The following is a 20382-nucleotide window of genomic DNA, read 5'->3' as shown; positions in this document are numbered from 1 at the left end:
ACGCCTCCCTGACGACCCATCAGATCCAGGGAGGCCCCGCCGTGCGCGCACTCGTCGCCGCCGCCGTCGGGCTGGCCGCCGCGCTGGCCCTCGTCCTCGCCGTCACGGCGTTCGGGGCGCCCGAAGGCAGGACCTCGCCCCGGCCCCTGCTCACCACCGCGCCCCCCGCGCCCGGACAGGAGTAAGGAGGTCCGGCCGTGCGACGCAGAGCGAGCCTCGTCCTGCTTGCCTTCGCCGTCTTCTGCGCAGCCCTCGCACCACTGCTGCGCTGGTACGCGTACCCCCGCCTGGCCAAGATCCCGCCGAACCAGTACCAGGCGGTGGTCCTGGAGGCCAAGGACGCCACCCTCCTCGACTACACCGGCGGGATGCAGCCCAAGAAGGTCGACAAGGTCACCATCGTCCAGACCCTCAAGGGCAACGTCGAGGCATCCCGGGAGATCGAGGCCGACGCGGGCAAGGACGTCGTCGTCTGGGACACCCTCACCTACATCATGGGCCCGGACGGCAGGATGGTCTCCCGGATCCCGGAGCGCTACATCTTCGACGCGCACACCCAGGACCCGGTGCACGCCACCGGCGAGATGGTCGACGGGGACCCCGTCCGGCGCGAGGGCATCGAATTCAAGTGGCCCTTCTTCACCGAGCCGCGCGACTACCTCTACTTCGACGCCCAGACCCGGACCTCCTCGCCGATCCACTACGCCGGCCCCCGCACCTACCGGGGCATGGACGTCTACTACTTCGAGCAGACCGTCCCCTGGACCAAGGTCCCCATGCCGAAGAAGATGCCGATCGAGGGCATCGACCCGGCGACCATCGAGCAGACCACCGGAACCACCCTCTGGTACACGGTCACGGCCCGCTTCTGGGTCGACCCGGTGACCGGCGCGCCCGTCAACGCCGAGCAGGACATCCGGCAGGAGATGCGCGGCGGCATCGCGGCGAGCGCCCCCGAAGGCCGGCTCACCGCCTTCGCCGGGCACGTCACGATGCGCGAGGACTACGCGAAGTACACCCGCGACCTCGTCGCCGCCAACCGTACGAAGGTCCTCGCGCTCCACACCTACGCCCCGGCCGGCCTCGCCCTCGCCGGCCTCGCGCTCCTCGCGGCCGCCCTCTGGCTGGAGGCCCGGGGCCGCCGGGCCCCGGGCGCCCCGGTCAGCGGCCCCTGAGCCGGGCGTTCGTGTGCCGGGTCGGCTCGGCCGTCGCCGGGTCCTCGGGCCACGGATGCTTCGGGTAGCGCCCGCGCAGCTCGGCCCGCACCGCCCGGTAGCCGCCCTGCCAGAAGGAGGCGAGGTCGGCGGTGACGGCGGCGGGCCGCCCGGCCGGCGACAGCAGGTGCACGAGTACGGGGACACCCGCCACCCGGGGCGTCTCGGCCAGCCCGAACAGCTCCTGGAGCTTGACCGCCAGCACCGGCTGCTCGGCGGAGTAGTCCACCCGGATCCGGGACCCGCTCGGCACCTCGATCCGCTCCGGGGCCAGCTCGTCCAGCCGGACCGCCTCCCCGGTGGCCCAGGGCAGCAGCCGGTTCAGGGCCTGACCGGCGTCGATCCGGCCCAGGTCGGCGCGGCGGCGGGCCCGCGACAGCTCCGGCTCCAGCCAGTCGTCCGCCCGCGCCACGAGCGCCGCGTCGTCCGCCACGTCCGGCCAGGCGCCGCCGAGCGTACGGTGCAGGAAGCCGAGGCGGGCGCGCAGGGAGACCGCGTCGGGGGACCAGCGCAGCAGGCCGACCCCCTCGTCGCGCAGCCCGTCCAGCAGGGCGGCCCGCACGAGCGCCGGGTCGGGGTCACGCAGCGGGCGCTCCACCAGCTGGACCGCCCCGAGCCGCTCGACGGCCCGGGCCACCACGTCCCCGCCCTCCCAGCGGACCTCCTCACCGGAGGCCAGCAGGTGCGCGGCGGCGGCCCGGGCGGTGTCCTCGTCGAGCACCGCGGCCAGCCGGACGCGCGCCGACGCGGCGTGCGGGGGCCGGTCGGCGACGGCCACCGCGAGCCAGCCCGCGTGCCGCAGCCCGGACCCCTCCGCGACCTCGGCCCCCGTCCCGGAGACCATGAGGAAGCTCCCCGAGCCCTTGGCCTTCGCCACCCGCTCGGGAAACGCCAGGGCCGCGACCAGCGCGGCGTCGTCGTCGGCCGTTCCCCGGCGCTGCGCCCCGGACCCCCGCGCCTCGAACGCCGGCGAGGCCGGAGGTGCGGCCCCGCCGCCGGCGGGGCCCAGGGCGCGCTCCAGGCGGGCCGTCTCCGCACGCCAGCGGGACGCGTACGCGTCGCCGCCACGGCGGGCCGACCGCCAGGCGGCCGCGAGGTCGTCGCCGTACTCCCGCGGGGCCTCCTCGCTCAGCAGCGCCACGACCTCCGCCGCCCGCCGCGCGCCCAGCGCCCCCGCCCCGTCCAGCAGCGCCCGCGCCAGCCTCGGGTGCAGGCCCAGCCGGGCCATCCGCAGCCCCCGGGGCGTCGGCCGCCCGGCCGCGTCCACCGCGCCGACCACCGACAGCACCTCCCGGGCCGCGGCCATCGCCCCGGCCGGCGGCGGGTCCAGCAGCGCGAGCCCCGACGCGGCGGGGTCGCCCCAGCAGGCGGCCTGGAGCGCGAACCGCGCCAGGTCCGCGATCCGGATCTCGGGGGAGGGGAAGGCCGGCAGCCGCCCGTCCTCCGCCTCCGCCCAGCACCGGTACACCGTGCCCGGCGCCTCGCGCCCGGCCCGCCCCGCCCGCTGGCGGCCCGCCGCGCGCGAGGCCCGTACGGTCGCCAGCGCGCCCAGCCCCCGCGCGTGGTCCACGCGCGGCTCACGGGCCAGCCCCGAGTCCACGACCACCCGTACGCCCGGCACCGTCAGGCTCGACTCCGCGACCGCCGTCGAAAGGATCACCCGTCGGTGCGGTGCGGCCGTCAGCGCCGCGTCCTGCACCGCCGCCGGCGCCCGGCCGTGGACCTGGAGCACCGCCGCGTCCACCCCGGCCAGCTGCCCGGCCACCCGGGCGATCTCGCCCACGCCGGGCAGGAAGCACAGCACATCGCCGGAACGTTCCGCCAGCGCCCGCCGCACCACCGAGGCCACGTGCGCCAGCTGCGCCGGATCCACCCTCATGCCGTGCGGCGGCCGCACCGGCCGGGCCGGCGGCGCCCACACCGTCTCCACCGGGTACGAGACCCCCGCGGCCTCCACCACCGGCGCGTCGCCCAGCAGCCGCGACCAGCCCGCCGCGTCCGTCGTCGCCGAGGCCGCGACCAGGCGCAGCTCCGGCCGCAGGGTCTCGCGCACGTCCAGCAGGAAGGCGGCGACGGTGTCGGCGTCCAGGTGCCGCTCGTGGCACTCGTCCAGGACCACCACGTCCACCCCGGCCAGCTCCTGGTCGCGCTGGAGCCGCTGGAGCAGCACCCCGGTGGTCACCACCTCCACCACGGTGGAAGGGCCCGCGAGCCGCTCCCCGCGCACCGTGAAGCCCACCGACTCCCCGACCGCCTCGCCCAGCAGCCAGGCCATCCGCCGCGCCGCCGCCCGGGCGGCGATCCGGCGGGGCTCGGCGACGATCACCCGCCGCCGCGGGCCCCCGCCCGCCAGCCCGGCGAGCACCAGGGGGACCAGGGTGGTCTTGCCGGTGCCCGGCGGGGCGCACAGCACGGCCGTGCCGTGGCCGTCGAGCGCCGCCAGCAGGGCGGGCACGGCCTCGCGTACGGGAAGGGCGTCGAGGGCGGACCGGCGGAGCGCGGAGGTCAAGGGATCAGTCCCTCTCGCAGACGAAGATCGCCGTGCCCGGGATCAGGTTGCCGCGCAGCGGGGACCAGCCGCCCCACTCCTGGGTGTTCCACTCCGGCCACTCCGGCTCCACCAGGTCCAGCAGCCGGAAGCCGCCCGCGACCACGTCCCGGACCCGGTCGCCGAGGGTGCGGTGGTGCTCGACGTAGACCGCGCGGCCCTGCTCGTCCTGCTCGACGTACGGGGTCCGGTCGAAGTAGGAGGCGGACACCGAGAGCCCCTCGGGGCCCGGCTCGTCGGGGAAGGCCCAGCGCAGCGGATGGGTGACGGAGAAGACCCAGCGCCCGCCCGGACGCAGCACCCGGTGCACCTCGCGCATGACGCCTACGGGGTCGGCGACGAAGGGGACGGCCCCGTAGGCGGAGCAGGCCAGGTCGAAGGCGGCGTCGCGGAAGGGCAGCCGACCGGCGTCGGCCTCGACGAGGGGGACCTCCCCGCCGATGCGCAGGGCGTGCTGGAGCTGGCGGTGCGAGAGGTCCAGGGCCACCGGGCGGGCGCCCCGCGCGGCCAGCCAGCGCGAGCACTGGGCGGCGCCGGCGCCGATCTCCAGGACGTCCTTGCCCTTGAGGGAGGCGGCCGGGCCCAGGAGCGCGGCGTCCTCCTCGTCCAGGCCCTCGGGCCCCCAGACGAAGCGGTCGTCGCCGAGGAACGCGCCGTGCTCGCTCTGGTACTCGTCGGCGTTGCGGTCCCACCAGCCCCGGCTGGCGCGGCTGCTCTCCGCCTCCCCGGCCTCGCGCCGGGTGGCCTCGGCGTCGTCCTCGTACGCGTCCTCGTCCCCGGGCGCGTCTTCGGGGGCGTAGTCCTCTTGGTTCATGGGGCCCGTCGTCGTAGTCTGCGGATGGCTGGTATGCACCCGGACGGCTGAAAGTTCGTGCGGATCGCTCATCAGGGCGTTCCCGCCCATGAATTGTGCCGGTTATGCGGTGATCCGCCCGCGGTGTGCGCCTTCGCGCATTGACCCTGTCCGGCTGCCCCCGTATGCTACAAGTTGCGCTGCGAGCCTGTGCTCCTCAGACATAGCAGGCTGCGCTTGCATCTGTTGAATGTCCCCTCGGTTTTCGAGGCCCCTACCCCTTGCGGGGGATGGGCTTCCTTGGCTGTCCGGCTTCATCGGCAGATGCCGATAAGGGCTCCCGGCGTAGCAGTACCTACGACTTTCTGTCCGTAACCGGAGCCCTTTCCCACATGACGAGCAGCACCGAGACCACCGCCACCACCACTCCGCAGGTAGCGGTCAACGACATCGGTAACGCGGAAGCCTTCCTGGCCGCGATCGACGAGACGATCAAGTACTTCAACGACGGCGACATCGTCGACGGCGTCATCGTGAAGGTCGACCGGGACGAGGTCCTGCTCGACATCGGTTACAAGACGGAAGGCGTGATCCCGAGCCGCGAGCTCTCGATCAAGCACGACGTCGACCCGAACGAGGTCGTCAAGGTCGGTGACGAGATCGAGGCCCTGGTTCTCCAGAAGGAGGACAAGGAAGGCCGCCTGATCCTGTCCAAGAAGCGCGCTCAGTACGAGCGTGCCTGGGGCACGATCGAGAAGATCAAGGAAGAAGACGGCATCGTCACCGGTACCGTCATCGAGGTCGTCAAGGGTGGTCTCATCCTCGACATCGGCCTCCGCGGCTTCCTCCCGGCCTCCCTGGTCGAGATGCGTCGCGTCCGCGACCTCCAGCCCTACGTGGGCAAGGAGCTCGAAGCCAAGATCATCGAGCTGGACAAGAACCGCAACAACGTGGTCCTGTCCCGCCGTGCCTGGCTGGAGCAGACCCAGTCCGAGGTCCGCCAGACGTTCCTCACCACCCTGCAGAAGGGTCAGGTCCGCTCCGGCGTCGTCTCCTCGATCGTCAACTTCGGTGCGTTCGTGGACCTGGGCGGCGTCGACGGCCTCGTGCACGTCTCCGAGCTGTCCTGGAAGCACATCGACCACCCGTCCGAGGTCGTCGAGGTCGGTCAGGAAGTCACCGTCGAGGTCCTCGACGTGGACATGGACCGCGAGCGCGTCTCCCTGTCGCTGAAGGCGACGCAGGAGGACCCGTGGCAGCAGTTCGCCCGGACCCACCAGATCGGCCAGGTCGTCCCGGGTAAGGTCACCAAGCTGGTTCCGTTCGGTGCGTTCGTCCGCGTGGACGAGGGCATCGAGGGTCTGGTCCACATCTCCGAGCTGGCCGAGCGCCACGTGGAGATCCCGGAGCAGGTCGTCCAGGTCAACGACGAGATCTTCGTCAAGGTCATCGACATCGACCTGGAGCGTCGCCGGATCTCGCTGTCCCTCAAGCAGGCCAACGAGTCCTTCGGTGCCGACCCGGCGTCGGTCGAGTTCGACCCGACCCTGTACGGCATGGCCGCGTCCTACGACGACCAGGGCAACTACATCTACCCCGAGGGCTTCGACCCCGAGACCAACGACTGGCTCGAGGGTTACGAGACCCAGCGCGAGACGTGGGAGCGCCAGTACGCCGAGGCGCAGGTCCGCTTCGAGCAGCACCAGGCGCAGGTCATCAAGAGCCGCGAGGCCGACGAGGCCGCTGCCGCCGCGGGCGAGACCGCCCCGGTCGCCGGTGGCAACGCCGGTGCGGGCATCTCCGGTGGCTCCTACTCCTCCGAGGGTGCGGACGAGACCTCCGGCGCCCTGGCGTCCGACGAGGCCCTGGCCGCGCTCCGCGAGAAGCTGGCCGGCGGCCAGAGCTGATCGCAGCGCAGCGAGTGCTCCACGCTCCGGCGTGAGGTGAGCTGAACGGCGAGGCCCGTCCCCTTCGGGGGACGGGCCTCGTCGCGTTTCCCTCCCAACTGGGGAATGGCCGGGCGTCCTTGGACGTTCTGTGGAGAGAACACGGCGAGAGGGAGGAGTGGTGAGGGTGCTTGATCCACAGGGTCTGTACGAATGGGACGCCAAGGGTCTGGCGGTGGCCGACCTGGCACTCGCCCAGGACTCGGCCGGACTGGTCATGCTCTACCACTTCGAGGGGTACATCGACGCCGGCGAGACCGGGGAGCAGATCGTCGAGCGGCTCCTCGACACCCTGCCCCACCAGGTGGTCGCCCGCTTCGACGCGGACCGGCTCGTCGACTACCGGGCCCGCCGGCCCCTGCTGACCTTCCAGCGCGACCACTGGAGCGAGTTCGAGGAGCCCCGGCTGGAGGTCCGCCTCGTGCAGGACGCCACCGGCGCGCCCTTCCTGCTCCTGTCCGGCCCCGAGCCGGACGTGGAGTGGGAGCGCTTCGCCGTCGCCGTCCGCCAGATCGTCGAGCGGCTCGGCGTCCGGCTCTCGGTCAACTTCCACGGCATCCCCATGGGCGTCCCGCACACCCGGCCCGTCGGCATCACCCCGCACGGCAACCGCACCGACCTCATGCCCGGACACCGCAGCCCCTTCGACGAGGCGCAGGTCCCCGGCAGCGCGGAATCGCTGGTCGAGTTCCGCCTCGGCCAGGCCGGGCACGACGTGCTCGGCGTCGCGGCGCACGTCCCCCACTACGTCGCCCGCTCCCCCTACCCGGACGCGGCGCTCACCGCGCTGGAGGCGATCACGGCCGCGACCGGCCTGGTCCTGCCGGCCGTCGCGCACGCCCTGCGCACCGAGGCGCACCGCACCCAGACGGAGATCGACCGCCAGATCCGCGAGGGCGACGAGGAACTCGTCAGCCTGGTCCAGGGGCTGGAGCACCAGTACGACGCGGCCGCCGGCGCCGAGACCCGCGGCAACATGATCGCCGAGCCGGCCGAGATCCCGACGGCCGACGAGATCGGCCGCGAGTTCGAGCGGTTCCTCGCGGAGCGCGAGGGCGAGGCGTAGCGGAGCCGGGGGACGCGGCCATGGCCGTCCGGGGGCGGGACGCTAGGGTGCTGGACATGCTGAAGGTGGGCCTGACAGGCGGAATCGGTGCCGGCAAGAGCGAGGTCTCGCGGCTGCTGGCGGGGTACGGGGCGGTCGTCGTGGACGCCGACCGGATCGCGCGGGAGGTCGTGGAACCCGGTACGCCGGGCCTCGCGGCCGTGGTGGAGGCCTTCGGGGAGTCCGTGCTGAGCGCCGACGGGTCGCTGGACCGGCCGAAGCTGGGGGCGATCGTCTTCGCCGACCCCGAGAAGCTCGCCACCCTGAACGCGATCGTGCACCCGCTGGTCGGGGCCCGGTCCGCCGAGCTGGAAGGGGCCGCGGGGCCCGACGCGATCGTGGTCCACGACGTCCCGCTCCTCACGGAGAACGGGCTCGCGCCGCTGTACGACCTGGTCGTCGTCGTGGACGCGGCGCCCGGGACCCAGCTCGCCCGGCTCACCGCACTGCGCGGGATGACCGAGCAGGAGGCCCGCTCCCGCATGGCCGCGCAGGCCACCCGGGAACAGCGGCTGGCGGTGGCCACGCTGGTGATCGACAACGACGGCCCGCTGGAGGCGCTGGAGCCCCAGGTGCGCGGGGTCTGGCGGGAACTCACCGCCCGGGCCGCCGCCCGGTAGCGGAACGCGGCCGTGCCGTGACGGGGAACAACCGTGGCGCGGACGCGCGTTGAGGGCGTGCGCAGAGGGAAGGAGACACACTGTGCCCGACACCATGCCCACACCGCCGTCCCCGCGGGAGCCCTCCGGCCCCCCGAGCCCGGAGACGCACGTCATCGACTACCGGGCCGCCGAGCAGCTCCTCGCGGCCCGGGACCCGCGCGGCGCCGTCCGGTTGCTCGACTCCGTCATAGCCGCCCATCCCGAGAACACCGCGGCCCGGCTGCTGCGGGCCCGGGCGTTCTTCGCCGCGGCCCAGCTGCGGCCCGCGCAGCTGGAGTTCGAGCTGGTGCTGGAGCGGGAGCCGGACAACGCCTTCGCCCACTTCGCCCTGGCCCGCACCCACCAGCGCGCCGGCCGGCCCGAGCAGGCCCGACGCCACTTCCGGCTCGCCGCCGCCCTCGACCCGCAGCCCGAGTACCTGGCGGCGGCCCGCTTCGAGGGCTGACGGGTCCGCCCGCTCCGGGGGGGGGCGGCGGTCCGGGGCGTCAGCGGCTGCGCGGCGGTTCGTACGGGGGGACGTCCCGGCCCGGCTGGTAGTGCGGGCCCTGGTGGATGTGGCGCACCACGACGGCCAGGTCCACGGCGGCCAGCACCGCCAGCGCCGCGCAGGCCGCGGCCCAGCCGGGCCGCCCGGCCAGGCAGAACGCGGCCGCCCCGGCGGCGGCCCAGAGCAGCCCCCACAGGCTGAGCCAGAACCGCAGCCGCAGCGGGCTGCGGGCGGTCAGCGGTTCGTTCCCGGTACGCATCGTCATCGCCTCGCCCTGACGGAGCCTCCCCTCCATCGTCGCACCTGTCGCGGCGACCGCCGTATGCGCAGGTCAGAGGCTGTTGTCAGTGGCCGCGCCTAGACTCGGCAGCAGGGGAACCGCCAGGACCGGGCGGGGCCGAGCACCAGGGAGGGGGATTCCCGTGACCACGCAGCCGTCGCAGGCGTCGCAGTTGCCGCAGTCGCCGCAGTCGCCGCAGCAGTGGTTGCTGCGCCGGGCCGCCGTCTTCCTGCCCGCGGCCGTCCCCCGGGAGGGGCGGGTCGCCTTCTGGTGCCCCGAGGGGGAGCCGCTGCCCGAAGGCGCCGGCACCCCGCAGCCGTTCCAGGTGGTGCGGCCGCACGGCTCCGGGGTCCGTACCCGCACCGTGCCCGCCGTGACCCTGTCCGTGTCCGAGGCCCTGCCCCTGCTGGTCCGGGCCGCCCGCAGCCCCGCCTCCCATCCCGCCACCCGTGCCTGGGGCACCGCCGCCGTGCAGGCGCTGTCCCTCGCCGCGCGCGGCCGCCTGTTGCCCGGGCTCACCCCCGAGGGCGTCGACGCGTGGCGGGCCGGCCCCCTCGACGCCGATGACGTCGGCCACCTGCGCGCCGTCGCCGCCGCCCTCCCCTGCGAGGGCCATGCCACCCCGCTCGCCGGGCGCCGCCCCCTGACGCTCCCCGAGCCCCAGGCCCTGGTGCGGGCCTTCCTCGACGCCGTCGCCGACACCCTGCCCCGCACCCCGGCCGCGCCGTTCGCCGCCGGGCCGCCGTTCGCCGCGGCGGAACCGCAGCGGGTGCCCGGGATACAGGAGTGGGCCGCGCAGGTCGCCGCCGGCGCCGATGCCGGGGTGGGGATCTCCCTGCGGCTCGACCTGACCGCGTCCCGGCTCTTCGACGAGGCCGAGCCGGAGGACGTCCGCCGCGCCGGGGCCGCCGTGGTCCAGGTGCACAGCCTCGCCGACCCGACCCTGGTGACGGACGCCGCACAGCTGTGGGCCGGGGCCGCCGCGGCCGGGTTCGGGCCGCGCGCCCGGATCGACGCAGTACTGGCGCTGCGCCGGGCCGGCCGGGTCTGGCCGCCGCTGCTGCGCCTGCTCGACCAGCCCGTGCCCGACGCCCTCGCGCTGTCCGACCCGGAGCTCGAAGACCTCCTCGGCACCGCCGCGACCCGGCTGGAGCGGGCCGGGGTCGTGGTGCGCTGGCCGCGCGAGCTCGCCCGTACCCTCACCGCGACCGCCGTGGTGCGGCAGGCCGCGCCCGGTTCCGCCACCGACGGCACCGCGTTCTTCGACGCCGCCGGGCTGTTCGCGTTCTCCTGGGAGCTCGCGCTGGGCGGCGACCGGCTCACCCCCTCCGAGATGGACGCCCTCGCCCAGGCCCACCGGCCGGTGGTGCGGCTGCGCGACCAGTGGGTGCGGGTCGATCCGGAGCTCGTGCGCAAGGCCCGCAAGCGGGAGTTGGGGCTGCTGGACCCGGTCGACGCGCTGGCCACCGTCCTGACGGGGACGGCGGAGGTCGACGGAGAACCGGTGGAGGCCGTTCCCGTGGGGGCGCTCGCGGCACTGCGGGACCGGCTGACGGGCGAGTGGGCGCCGGTGCCGGCTCCGGCGGGGCTGAAGGCGACGTTGCGGGACTACCAGTCGCGGGGGCTGGCCTGGCTGGACCTGATGACCTCGCTGGGGCTGGGGGGTTGTCTGGCGGATGACATGGGGTTGGGCAAGACGGTCACGCTGATCGCGCTGCACCTGCACCGGGCCCGTCCGGAGCCGACGCTGGTGGTGTGTCCGGCGTCGCTGCTGGGGAACTGGCAGCGGGAGATCGAGAGGTTCGCGCCCGGCACCCCGGTGCGCCGCTTCCACGGCGGCGAGCGCAGTCTGGACTCCCTGGAGGGCGGCTTCGTCCTGACCACCTACGGGACCATGCGCGCCTCGGCCGCGCGGCTGGCCGCCCAGAGCTGGGGCCTGGTCGTCGCCGACGAGGCCCAGCACGTCAAGAACCCGCACTCCGCGACCGCGAAGGCGCTGCGCACGATCCCGGCCCCGGCCCGGGTGGCGCTGACCGGCACCCCGGTGGAGAACAACCTCTCCGAGCTGTGGGCCCTCCTCGACTGGACCACACCCGGACTGCTCGGCCCGCTCACCACCTTCCGCGCCCGCCACGCCCGCCCGGTGGAGCACCAGCAGGAGGAGGACGGGGGCAACGAGGCGGCCGTCGCCCGGCTGGCCGCGCTCGTACGCCCCTTCCTGCTGCGGCGCAGGAAGTCCGACCCGGGGATCGTGCCCGAGCTGCCGCCGAAGACGGAGACCGACCACCCGGTGGCCCTGACCCGGGAGCAGGTCTCCCTCTACCAGGCGGCGGTGGAGGAGGCGATGGCGGTGATCGAGGGGAGCGAGGGCATCGAACGGCGCGGCATGATCATGAAGCTGCTGGCCTCGCTCAAGCAGATCTGCAACCACCCCGCCCAGTACCTGCGGGAAGCCGAGCCGCGCATCCCGCACCGCTCGGGGAAGCTCGCCCTGCTCGACGAACTGCTGGACACCATCCTGGCCGAGGGCGGCTCGGTGCTGGTCTTCACCCAGTACGTGACCATGGCCCGCATCCTCGAACGCCACCTCGCCGCCCGGAACATCCCCACCCAGCTCCTCCACGGCGGCACCCCCGTGCCTCGCCGGGAGGAACTCGTCGACCGCTTCCAGTCCGGCGAGGTCCCCGTCTTCCTGCTCTCCCTCAAAGCCGCCGGAACCGGCCTCAACCTCACCCGCGCCGGCCACGTCATCCACTACGACCGCTGGTGGAACCCCGCCGTCGAGGAGCAGGCCACCGACCGCGCCTACCGCATCGGCCAGACCCAGCCCGTCCAGGTCCACCGCATCATCGCCGAAGGCACCGTCGAGGACCGCATCGCCGAACTCCTCGAAACCAAACGCGCCCTCGCCGACGCCGTTCTCGGCACCGGCGAAACCGCCCTGACCGAACTCACCGACCGGCAGCTGGCCGACCTCGTCTCCCTGCGGAGGCCCGCATGATCACCGCGCGGGACGACCGCCGCCGCACCTTCGAGACCGTGCCCGCCGGGGCGGAGACCGTGACCTGGTGGGGCCGGGCCTGGGTACGCGCCCTGGAAGAGCGCGCACCGGACCCGGCACGCCTGGCCCGCGGCCGTACGTACGCCGACGAGGGCCATGTCGACGCGGTCACGGTCACCCCCGGCCGGATCGTGGCCTACGTCCGGGGCAGCCGGGCCCGGCCCTACCGCACCGAGCTGGCGCTGACCGCTTTCGGGGACGCCGAGTGGGCCGAGGTGCTGGAGGCGGTGGCGGCGGATCCCGCCGCGCTGGCGGCGCTCCTGGAGCGGGAGGTCCCGCGGTCCCTGGCCGAGCGGATCCTGCCGCGTGCGGGAGAGCTCGGGGCGCGCTGCTCCTGCCCGGACCCGGCGCGGCCGCCCTGCAAGCACGCGGCGGCCCTCTGCTACCGGGCCGCCCGCCTCCTCGACGCCGACCCGTTCGTCCTGCTGCTCCTGCGCGGCCGGGGCGAGCGGGAGCTCCTCGACGACCTCGCCCGGCGTAGCGCCGCTCACGCCGCGCGGGAGCGGCCCGACGCCGTACCGGACTTCCCCGGCGTCCCGGCCCGGGCGGCGCTGGCCGGCCCGGCCCGGCCCCCGCTGCCCGCGCCGCTCGCCCCGCCCGCCGCGGCGGGGCCGCCGCCCGCCTACCCGTCCGACCCGGCCGCCCCCGACCCGCTCGCCCTGGAGCAGCTCGCGGGCGACGCCGCGGCCCGCGCCCTGGCCCTGCTCACCACCGGCGAGGACCCGATCGGTGGGCTGGGGCTGTGGCAGGACGCGGTCCGGCTGGCCTCCGCGCATCCCACGGCCGGTCTCACCGGCGCCGCCCGCACCCTCTACCGCGACCTGGCCCGGGCCACCGGGCGGACCACCACCGACCTGGCCCGGGCGGCCGCCGCCTGGCGGCAGGGCGGCCTGCCCGCGCTCACCGTCCTCGACGAGCCGTGGGACCCGCCGGCCGGCCCCTTCGACCGGGCCCGTCCCCTGCTCCTCGCCGCCGGGCTGGGCTCCTTCCGCCCCGACCGCAACCGCCTCACCGACCGCACCCGCCAGCTCCGGCTGGGCCGCGAGGGCCTCTGGTACGCCTACGAGTGCCGTCCCGGGACGGACGACTGGTGGCCCACGGGCAGGCCGTCCCCGGACCCGGTCAGCGCCCTGCGGGGCTGATCCCGGCCGCCCAGGAGGACAGTTCGGCGAAGTCGCGTTCGCGCAGGCCGTGGCGCGGCAGGACGCGCAACAGCAGGGCGGGGGCCGGGTGATGGTCGCGGATCCAGGCCCGGTCCTGGGCGGTGATCATGTCGTCGACCCAGGCGAAGGGCCGGCCGGCCGCCCAGCCGCTGAGGTGGCGGGTCTTCCAGGAGAGTCCGTCCGGGTCGCGGACGAAGAGCTCCGGCCAGTCGACGACGGGGAGGTCGCCGGGCAGGCCGATGTGCGGGGCGATCAGGGTGTTGGCCTGGTGCGTCCAGGCGGTGGCCCAGGCGATGTCGAAGGGCAGGGCCAGCAGGCGGGCGCCGTGGGAGGGGTGCAGGCGTACCCGGACGCCGCGCCGGGCCCGGCGGGATTCGGGGTCGCGGTAGGACAGCCAGACGTCGGGGCGCATGCGGTGGCTGGTGTAGCCGCGCAGGCCGGCGGAGAGGGACCGGAAGGGGTTGAGCGGGCCATCCACGTCCAGCAGGAGCAGCGGTCGTTCAGTCATGAAGTAGGCACTACCCAGTACACGATGGAGTGAAATGCCTACCGGCTCTATAACCCGAACGGGTCCACCGCGTTGTCTCCGGTACGGGCTCGACGCCCCTGAAGCCCTCCGGAAGGCAGGAAGACTGATGCGTCATAGTCGTCGGAACGGTGTGATCGCGGCGGTGGTCGCGGGTGGCGGACTCGCGGTGGCGGGGGTGGCGGGCCTCGCCCACGCCGACGCGGACGCGGGCGGGTCGGCCGAGCGGTCGCCGGGTCTGCTCTCGGGGAACCTGGTGCAGCTGCCGGTGCACGTCCCGGTGAACGTGTGCGGCAACACCGTGAACGTGGTCGGCGTGCTCAACCCGGCGGCGGGCAACCGCTGTACCAACGCGGCACAGGATGGCGGCCATCCCGATCCCAGGCCCTCGCATCCGGCGAAACCGGGAGCCTCCGGTCATGAGGGAGGGGCCGTGGCGGACGGGCGGGGAAAGGATTCTCCCGGGGTGCTGTCCGGCAACGGCGTCCAGCTCCCCGTCGACCTCCCGCTCAACGTCAGCGGGAACGGGGTGAGCGTGGTCGGCGTCGGCAACGGCTCGCACGGGAACACCTCCGTGAACGGCGAGACCCCCACCGGCGGCAAGCCGCCGCAGCCGCTGCCGCCGGTCACCGAACGGCCGGTCACCCCGCCCGCTGCCCCCGCTCCGTCCCTGCCGCCCGGTGACACCTCGGCCCTCGCCCACACCGGCGCCGACGGGCTCGGGTACCTGCTGCCCGGAAGCGGCGCCCTGCTCTTCGGCGGGGTGCTCCTCTACCGCCGGTTCCGCGTCAGCTGACGTTCCCCGACGCGCGCCAGCCGGCGAGGATCGCGTCGATCCGGGCCGCCAGCCGGGCCCGGGCCTCGAACCGGTGCACCCCCGCCATCAGCAGCGCGTCGTACTCGGTGTCGGTATGGCGCACGGCCGCCCGGACCGCCATCGACACCGCCTGTTCGTCCAGGGCCCGGCCGGCCGCCGTGCGGCCGACCCGGCCGCTGCCGCGGACCGAGGCGTGGGCGGCGATGGCCCGGGCCCGCTCGGGCGGGCAGCCGGGGAACAGCCGCAGGATCTCGGCGGCGAAGGCCGCCGTGAACCGTACGTCCTCGGCCGCGCGGCGCAGCCGGTCGCGCTCCCGGCGCCGGGCCCGGGCGTCGGCGTCGGCGAGGCAGGCGCGTTCGGCGCGGGCCAGTGCGGCGTCCTCGACCAGGAGCCCCTGCCGTTCGTAGCGGCGGCGCCCCCGGTGGCGGCGCACCACGACGGCCGAGAGGGAACTGGCCTCCCGCGCCCTGCGGGTGAGTGCCGCGTCGCCGCGCGGCAGGTACACGAGGTGGCCGAGGTCGGCGCAGTCCAGGCAGCGCGGCACGCCGGACTCGCGGACCACGTGCCGCAGGGGACCCCGTCGGCACTCGGCACAGTGGATCGGCCTCTGGGACTCGAAGACGACGAGACTCATGCCGTTGTGATACCGCCGACCGGTCTCTCTATCACCTTATGGGGATGGGTTATTGGTTATTCGGAAAATCTGGCCGGACCTCATGAGCTCCGTCTAGCGTGGGCCGCCAAGGGCCGTAGGCGGGTCCGTGGAGGAGAACACATGGGCGGACGGCAGGCGACGAGGGAACGGCGCCCGAGAACCGGGGTCCCCGCGGACCTCACCGGCCGGGAGGTCGTCATAGCACCCGGCGGCTGTACCGGCTGGCACTACCACCTCGTACCGCTGATGGCGGTCGTCAGGTCCGGTACCCTCACCCGGATCCTCTGCGACGACAGCGTCGAGGTCCACCCCGCCGGGGCCACGTTCGTCGAACCCGACGGCCACGACCACGTCCACCTCGGCCGCAACCTCGGCACCGAGCCGGTCGTCCTCCACATCACCTGCGGGCTCCGCGACGACGACCCCTGGGCCGTCCCCGCGGAGACCCCGCCCGGCGCCACCCCCTGCGGCTGTCCGGAACACACCCCCTGACCCGCCCGTGAGCGCTGCCGTGGAGACCCCCGTCCACCACGGCACCCTCCCGGGCGGGCCGTCCCGGAGCCGGTCAGACCAGCCGGCGTATCTCCCCGCGCACCCGGTAGAAGCCCCCGGTCGCCGCGTGCAGCCCGTCCACCACGTACCGGGCCCCGGCCTCCCGTATCCCGCGCGGGAACTGCACGTTCCACTCGGGATCGAAGCCGTCCGACACCACCTGGACCCGTACGCGCCCCCCGACCTGCACGCACTCGACCACCACGCCCCCCGACGGGACCGAGGCCACCGAGACCGTCGCCACCGCCGCGGCGGAGGCCGCCGGGGTGAAGACGGGCAGCGCCGCCGCCGACTTCACGTCCACGGCCGTCGGCACGGAACCCTGCCGGGCCGCCGCGATCGCCGCCTCGCTCGCGTCCACGCACACCAGCGAGCCGTCCGTCGTGACCAGGTACAGCCGCCCGTCCAGGTACTGCATCGACAGCGCCGACCCGCCGCCGGTGCCCAGCTTCCACAGCCGCCGGCCGTCGGCGTCGAAGCAGTACACCGAGGACGAGGAGTCGCCGGCGAACACGTGCCGGCCGTCCGGGGACGTCGCGCACGAGTACACCGCCGCGTCGCACGGGTACGACGCCTCGACCGCGCCCGTCGCCTTCGACAGGCGCTGCACGGTGTTGCGCGTCGTCCCCGCGTACACCGCGTGCTGCTCCTGCCAGCCGAACAGCACCCCGCCGGGAGTCCTGGTGTGCCACAACTGGCCCGTGCCGTCCGCCGCGTAGGCCGTCACGCCGCCGCTGTGGCCGTGGTACACCGCCCGCTCGTCCGCGCGGACCATCCAGGCGCCGCCGCCGGCCGACCTGCGGGACCACTGGTGCTCGTCCTCGTGGTCGATGACCGTCAGGCCGCCGTTCGCGTCCGACACGTTGAGGACGCCCTCGTGGATGTCGAGCCAGTAGATGTCCACGTCGGCGGCTATCCCGTACGCCCCGAACGGCACCTTGGACGACAGGTCGTACACCGTGCCGTCGTCACAGCCGGCATAGATCCAGAACTCGTCCGCGACCAGGCACTTCACCCCGTCCGGCAGGGAGTACCGGGCGAGCACCTCACCGCCGTGGCTCACCGTGTAGACGTCGCCCGCCTGGTTGCCGACCCAGCAGCGGTCCTCGTCCACGTGGATGCCGAAGGCCGCGGAGCCGGTGCGGAAGCGCCACAGGACCGGCGCCACCGCACGGGCCGTCGACGGCGCCGAGGCCACCTGCCGACGGGTCACCGCCCGCGCGGCCCGCGCCCCCCGCACCGCCGGGGCGTACCCCTTGCGCACCTTCTCGCCGACCTTCCTGGCGGCCGCCGCCCGGGCCTTCTCCACCGTCGGGAACGACGAGCTCTGCAGCTGCCCGGCCGCGCCGATGCGCCCGTACCGCACCGACACGAGGACGCCGTCGACGGTCACCTCGTAGAACTTGTGCGCCGCGCCGTCCTCCTGCGACAGCTCCAGGTACGTCGTCTCCCGAGCCATGACAGACCCCTCCCCAAGAGTCGGGCCGCCGGCTCCTGTCCACCGGTGATCCCTCGTGAAAAACGCTAAGGGCGACCACTGACAATGGGCTGGTGAAGCTGGAAGCGATCACCTGGCAGCGGATGGCCGAGCGGCTCGCCGGCCACCTCGACGCGGCGCCCCCGGAACCCGGCGCATGGCAGCGCGTGGGCATCGACGGCGCGCCCGCCGCCGGCACCGGGGTTCTCGCCGGAGAACTGGCCGACGCGCTGCGCCTGCGCGGGCGTTCCGTGCTGGTGGTGGCGGCCGGGGGGTTCCTGCGGCCGGCGTCGCTGCGGTTCGAGTTCGGACGGCAGGACGTGGACGCGTACCTCGGCGGCTGGTACGACACGGGCGCGCTGTGGCGGGAGGTCTTCGCACCGACCGACCCCGGCGGCACCGGCCGCGTCCTGCCGGACCTGTGGGACCCGGTGACCGACCGCGCCACCCGCAGCCCGTACGCCGAACTCCCCCCGGGCGGCGCCCTGATCGTGCACGGACCCCTGCTGCTGGGGCACTGGTTCCCCTTCGACCTGAGCGTCCACATCAGCCTCTCGGAGTCGGCGCTGGCCCGCCGCACGCCCCCCTCCGACCACTGGACCCTCCCGGCCTTCGCCCGCTACGCCCGCGAGACCGACCCGGCGTCGACGGCGGACACCCTCGTCCGCGCGGACGACCCCCGCCACCCCGCCTGGACGGGCCTCCGCGCGCCCTAGCCGGTGAAACGGCCCCCCGCCGTGCGGTCGGGGCGGCCGCCGAGGTGGGTTATCGCCCGGGCCGCCGCGTGGCAGCCCGCGCGGGCGGAGGCGGCCGGGTCGGCGCCCGTGAGGCGGGCGGCCAGGAAGGCGCCGGTGAAGGCGTCGCCCGCGCCCGTGGTGTCCACCGCGTCCGCCGGTTCCGCCTCCACCTCGGCCGTGATCCGGCCGGCCTCGGCGACGAGGGCCCCGCCCGTGCCCCGTGTCACCACCACCAGCGGAATGCGTCGGCTGAGGGATTCCGCGGCCCGGGCCGTGTCCGGGACGCCGGCCAGCAGGCGGGCCTCGTCCTCGTTCGGCAGCAGGACCGCGGCCCCCGCCACCGCCGCCAGGAAGGCCTCGGGGCCCAGCCCGGCCAGGAACCCCGCCGACGCAGGGTCCACGCTGACCGGCACCCCCCGGGACCGCGCGGCCCGCAGGGCGACCAGGGCCAGCGCGCGGCTGGGTTCGGCGAAGAACAGGTAGCCCGACAGGTGCAGGTGGGCCGCCCCGTCCAGCAGCGCGGGCGCCCAGTCGGCCGGGCACAGCCGCAGGGAGGCCCCGCTGTCGGTCAGGAACGTCCGCTCCGCGTCCGCCCCGACCAGCGCCACCACCGTCCCGGTCGGCTCCGCCGGGTCCACCACCAGCCGGGGCCGTACCCCAGCGTCGACCAGCGCCCGCTCGTGCCAGCGCGCCGACTCGCAGCCCACCCGCGCGAGGAGCCGTACCTCGGCGGTGCCCGTACGGGCCGCCCAGCAGGCCGCGTTCGCGCCGGCTCCGCCGGGCAGGGTGCGGATCCGGGCCGCGGTGTCGGTGGCCGGGGCGAGGGGCTCGCGGTGCACCGCCACCACGTCCGTGACCACGTCCCCGACGACCACCAGCGCCCCCGTCATCCCAGGGCCGCCCAGGCCCCGGCGATCCGGGCCGCGAGCCGCACGTTGCCCCGTACCGCCGCCAGGTTCGCCTCCAGCGACGCCCCGCCGGTCGCCCGCACCAGGAACCCCAGCAGGAACGGCGTCACCGCCTGCCCCGTGATCCCGCGCCGCCGGCACTCGTCCAGGGCCTCCGCCAGGACGCGGTCGTGCAGCCCCGGGTCCAACTGCTCTGTGGCGGGCACCGGGTTGGCCACCACCAGGGCGGACTCCGGCCCTCCCAGCGCGTCCTGGGCGGCCATCATCTCCGCCACCGCCTCCGGCCGCTCCACCGTCCAGTCGACGGGCTCGCCGGAATCCGCCAGGTAGAACCCGGGGAAGCGGCGCGTGCCGTAGCCGACGATCCCTACGCCGAGGGTCTCCAGCCGCTGGAGCGTCGCCGGGACGTCCAGGATCGACTTCACGCCCGCGCACACCACCGTGATCCGGGTCCGGGCCAGCAGGGACAGGTCCGCCGACTCGTCCTGGGTCTGCGCGAACTCCCGGTGCACGCCGCCCAGCCCGCCCGTGGCGAAGACCCGCAGGCCGGCCCGCGCCGCCAGGAAGGCCGTCGCCGAGACCGTCGTCGCCCCCGTGGCACCCGTCGCCAGGGCCGGGGCCAGGTCCCGGTGACCGAGCTTGCGCACGCCCTCGCCCGCCGCGATCCGCTCCAGCCGGGCCTTGTCCAGGCCGGCGTACGCCACCCCGTCGACCACCGCGACCGTCGCCGGGACCGCGCCCTGCTCCCGGACCAGTTCCTCCAGCTCCAGGCCCACCGCCAGATTGCGCGGGCGGGGCAGGCCGTGCGCGATGATCGTCGACTCCAGGGCGACGACGGGCCTGCGCGCGGCCAGCGCCTCGTGGACCTCTTCCGACAGGACCGGGACCTCGGATGCTCTGTGCTGTGGCATGTCCCCATCCATGGCACGGGACGCGCGCCCCCAAACGCGCCCCTCCCCACTCCGGCGCGAAGCCGCCCCCTCCGGCTCGACGGAGTGACGGGTCCGCCGCGTCCCCGCTGGACGCTCTGATCACCCCGTGGCCGGTGCGGCCACCCTAGGCTGGCGCACCATGAGCACCAGTGACCACAACGCCCCTGCCTCCTTCGCCGTTTCCGTCGCGGACGTCCCCGACGGCGAGCTGGAGGCCGAGGACCTCGACCCGGCCCAGATCGTCTCCGGCACCCCGGTGGTGACGGGAAAGGTGCTCTGGGAGTCCGCCGACGGCTCCCAGATCCGGGGCATCTGGCAGATCACCCCCGGGGTGGTCACCGACACCGAGGCCGACGAGCTGTTCGTGGTCGTCAGCGGCCGCGCCACCGTCGAGGTCGAGGGCGGCCCCACGCTGGAGGTGGGCCCCGGCTCCGCCTGCGTGCTGCGCGAGGGCGACAAGACCACGTGGACGGTCCACGAGACGCTGCGCAAGGCCTACCACATCAACCTCTGACGCCC

At 74.9% G+C, this 20382-nt stretch carries 20 protein-coding genes; 12 read left to right on the top strand and 8 right to left on the bottom strand.

Going from position 1 to position 20382, the window contains the following annotated elements; genetic code table 11:
* Nucleotides 1–41 precede the first annotated feature (41 nt).
* A complete protein-coding gene (locus tag ACZ5NJ_RS11200; RefSeq protein WP_468764460.1) occupies nucleotides 42–185 on the top strand; it encodes an SPW_0924 family protein in 144 nt (47 codons plus the stop codon).
* A 12-nt stretch (nucleotides 186–197) separates the two neighbouring features.
* Nucleotides 198–1175 (top strand): cell envelope lipid trafficking protein PgfA, encoded by a 978-nt coding sequence (gene pgfA / locus ACZ5NJ_RS11195; RefSeq protein ID WP_468764459.1) that lies wholly within the window; start codon nucleotides 198–200, stop codon nucleotides 1173–1175.
* On the opposite strand, the gene hrpB is transcribed toward pgfA, so the two are convergent.
* Entirely contained in the window at nucleotides 1162–3723 is a 2562-nt protein-coding gene (gene hrpB, locus ACZ5NJ_RS11190) for an ATP-dependent helicase HrpB (protein ID WP_468764458.1), read from the bottom strand. The two genes, pgfA and hrpB, sit on opposite strands and share 14 nt — an antisense overlap.
* Before the next feature lie 4 nt (nucleotides 3724–3727).
* The gene (locus ACZ5NJ_RS11185) at nucleotides 3728–4576 is read right to left on the bottom strand and encodes a class I SAM-dependent methyltransferase (RefSeq protein WP_468764457.1); all 849 of its coding nucleotides are present in this window, start codon (nucleotides 4574–4576) and stop codon (nucleotides 3728–3730) included.
* 371 nt (nucleotides 4577–4947) lie between these two features.
* On the opposite strand from ACZ5NJ_RS11185, the gene rpsA reads away from it, so the two are divergent.
* The 4 genes from rpsA to ACZ5NJ_RS11165 all read left to right on the top strand — a co-directional run bounded on the left by rpsA (nucleotide 4948) and on the right by ACZ5NJ_RS11165 (nucleotide 8713).
* The gene (gene rpsA / locus ACZ5NJ_RS11180; protein ID WP_468764456.1) at nucleotides 4948–6462 is read left to right on the top strand and encodes a 30S ribosomal protein S1; all 1515 of its coding nucleotides are present in this window, start codon (nucleotides 4948–4950) and stop codon (nucleotides 6460–6462) included.
* A gap of 166 nt (nucleotides 6463–6628) precedes the next feature.
* Nucleotides 6629–7567 carry a PAC2 family protein gene (locus tag ACZ5NJ_RS11175; RefSeq protein WP_468764455.1) on the top strand — a complete coding sequence of 313 codons (939 nt, stop codon included), beginning with the start codon at nucleotides 6629–6631 and terminating at the stop codon, nucleotides 7565–7567.
* A gap of 56 nt (nucleotides 7568–7623) precedes the next feature.
* Nucleotides 7624–8226 (top strand): dephospho-CoA kinase, encoded by a 603-nt coding sequence (gene coaE, locus ACZ5NJ_RS11170; RefSeq protein WP_468764453.1) that lies wholly within the window; start codon nucleotides 7624–7626, stop codon nucleotides 8224–8226.
* Between the two features lie 94 nt (nucleotides 8227–8320).
* Nucleotides 8321–8713, top strand: a complete 393-nt coding sequence (locus ACZ5NJ_RS11165; protein WP_468764599.1) for a tetratricopeptide repeat protein — start codon at nucleotides 8321–8323, stop codon at nucleotides 8711–8713.
* A 40-nt stretch (nucleotides 8714–8753) separates the two neighbouring features.
* Here the strand turns inward: ACZ5NJ_RS11165 and ACZ5NJ_RS11160 are convergent, their stop codons facing one another.
* Nucleotides 8754–9014 carry a DUF6343 family protein gene (locus tag ACZ5NJ_RS11160; protein ID WP_468764598.1) on the bottom strand — a complete coding sequence of 87 codons (261 nt, stop codon included), beginning with the start codon at nucleotides 9012–9014 and terminating at the stop codon, nucleotides 8754–8756.
* 193 nt (nucleotides 9015–9207) lie between these two features.
* On the opposite strand from ACZ5NJ_RS11160, the gene ACZ5NJ_RS11155 reads away from it, so the two are divergent.
* Entirely contained in the window at nucleotides 9208–12036 is a 2829-nt protein-coding gene (locus tag ACZ5NJ_RS11155; protein WP_468764597.1) for a DEAD/DEAH box helicase, read from the top strand.
* Nucleotides 12033–13238, top strand: coding sequence for an SWIM zinc finger family protein (locus ACZ5NJ_RS11150; RefSeq protein ID WP_468764451.1), 1206 nt, complete (start codon nucleotides 12033–12035; stop codon nucleotides 13236–13238). Before ACZ5NJ_RS11155 ends, ACZ5NJ_RS11150 begins: the two co-directional genes overlap by 4 nt.
* On the opposite strand, the gene ACZ5NJ_RS11145 is transcribed toward ACZ5NJ_RS11150, so the two are convergent.
* The gene (locus ACZ5NJ_RS11145; protein WP_468764450.1) at nucleotides 13219–13767 is read right to left on the bottom strand and encodes a hypothetical protein; all 549 of its coding nucleotides are present in this window, start codon (nucleotides 13765–13767) and stop codon (nucleotides 13219–13221) included. The two genes, ACZ5NJ_RS11150 and ACZ5NJ_RS11145, sit on opposite strands and share 20 nt — an antisense overlap.
* 127 nt (nucleotides 13768–13894) lie before the next feature.
* On the opposite strand from ACZ5NJ_RS11145, the gene ACZ5NJ_RS11140 reads away from it, so the two are divergent.
* Entirely contained in the window at nucleotides 13895–14581 is a 687-nt protein-coding gene (locus ACZ5NJ_RS11140) for a chaplin family protein (RefSeq protein WP_468764449.1), read from the top strand.
* Here the strand turns inward: ACZ5NJ_RS11140 and ACZ5NJ_RS11135 are convergent.
* Nucleotides 14574–15236 carry a DUF2293 domain-containing protein gene (locus tag ACZ5NJ_RS11135; protein WP_468764448.1) on the bottom strand — a complete coding sequence of 221 codons (663 nt, stop codon included), beginning with the start codon at nucleotides 15234–15236 and terminating at the stop codon, nucleotides 14574–14576. The two genes, ACZ5NJ_RS11140 and ACZ5NJ_RS11135, sit on opposite strands and share 8 nt — an antisense overlap.
* A 141-nt stretch (nucleotides 15237–15377) precedes the next feature.
* Here ACZ5NJ_RS11135 and ACZ5NJ_RS11130 point away from each other — a divergent pair, with 141 nt between their 5' ends.
* Nucleotides 15378–15749, top strand: coding sequence for a cupin domain-containing protein (locus tag ACZ5NJ_RS11130; protein ID WP_468764447.1), 372 nt, complete (start codon nucleotides 15378–15380; stop codon nucleotides 15747–15749).
* Between the two features lie 73 nt (nucleotides 15750–15822).
* Here ACZ5NJ_RS11130 and ACZ5NJ_RS11125 read toward each other — a convergent pair whose 3' ends face one another.
* Nucleotides 15823–17268 (bottom strand): WGR domain-containing protein, encoded by a 1446-nt coding sequence (locus ACZ5NJ_RS11125; protein ID WP_468764446.1) that lies wholly within the window; start codon nucleotides 17266–17268, stop codon nucleotides 15823–15825.
* Nucleotides 17269–17360: 92 nt separating this feature from the next.
* Between ACZ5NJ_RS11125 and ACZ5NJ_RS11120 the strand changes: the two genes are divergently transcribed.
* Nucleotides 17361–18002, top strand: a complete 642-nt coding sequence (locus tag ACZ5NJ_RS11120; protein ID WP_468764445.1) for a nucleoside/nucleotide kinase family protein — start codon at nucleotides 17361–17363, stop codon at nucleotides 18000–18002.
* On the opposite strand, the gene ACZ5NJ_RS11115 is transcribed toward ACZ5NJ_RS11120, so the two are convergent.
* Nucleotides 17999–18913, bottom strand: coding sequence for a carbohydrate kinase family protein (locus ACZ5NJ_RS11115; RefSeq protein ID WP_468764444.1), 915 nt, complete (start codon nucleotides 18911–18913; stop codon nucleotides 17999–18001). The genes ACZ5NJ_RS11120 and ACZ5NJ_RS11115 overlap by 4 nt on opposite strands.
* Nucleotides 18910–19842 (bottom strand): pseudouridine-5'-phosphate glycosidase, encoded by a 933-nt coding sequence (locus ACZ5NJ_RS11110; RefSeq protein ID WP_468764443.1) that lies wholly within the window; start codon nucleotides 19840–19842, stop codon nucleotides 18910–18912. Before ACZ5NJ_RS11110 ends, ACZ5NJ_RS11115 begins: the two co-directional genes overlap by 4 nt.
* A 160-nt stretch (nucleotides 19843–20002) precedes the next feature.
* Here ACZ5NJ_RS11110 and ACZ5NJ_RS11105 point away from each other — a divergent pair, with 160 nt between their 5' ends.
* Nucleotides 20003–20377, top strand: coding sequence for a cupin domain-containing protein (locus ACZ5NJ_RS11105; RefSeq protein WP_468764442.1), 375 nt, complete (start codon nucleotides 20003–20005; stop codon nucleotides 20375–20377).
* Nucleotides 20378–20382: the final 5 nt, after the last annotated feature.

Source organism: Streptomyces sp. NPDC032091 (assembly GCF_055580265.1).
Note: the sequence above shows the minus strand (reverse complement) of the source record. Positions and strands in the feature narration are given on the sequence as shown.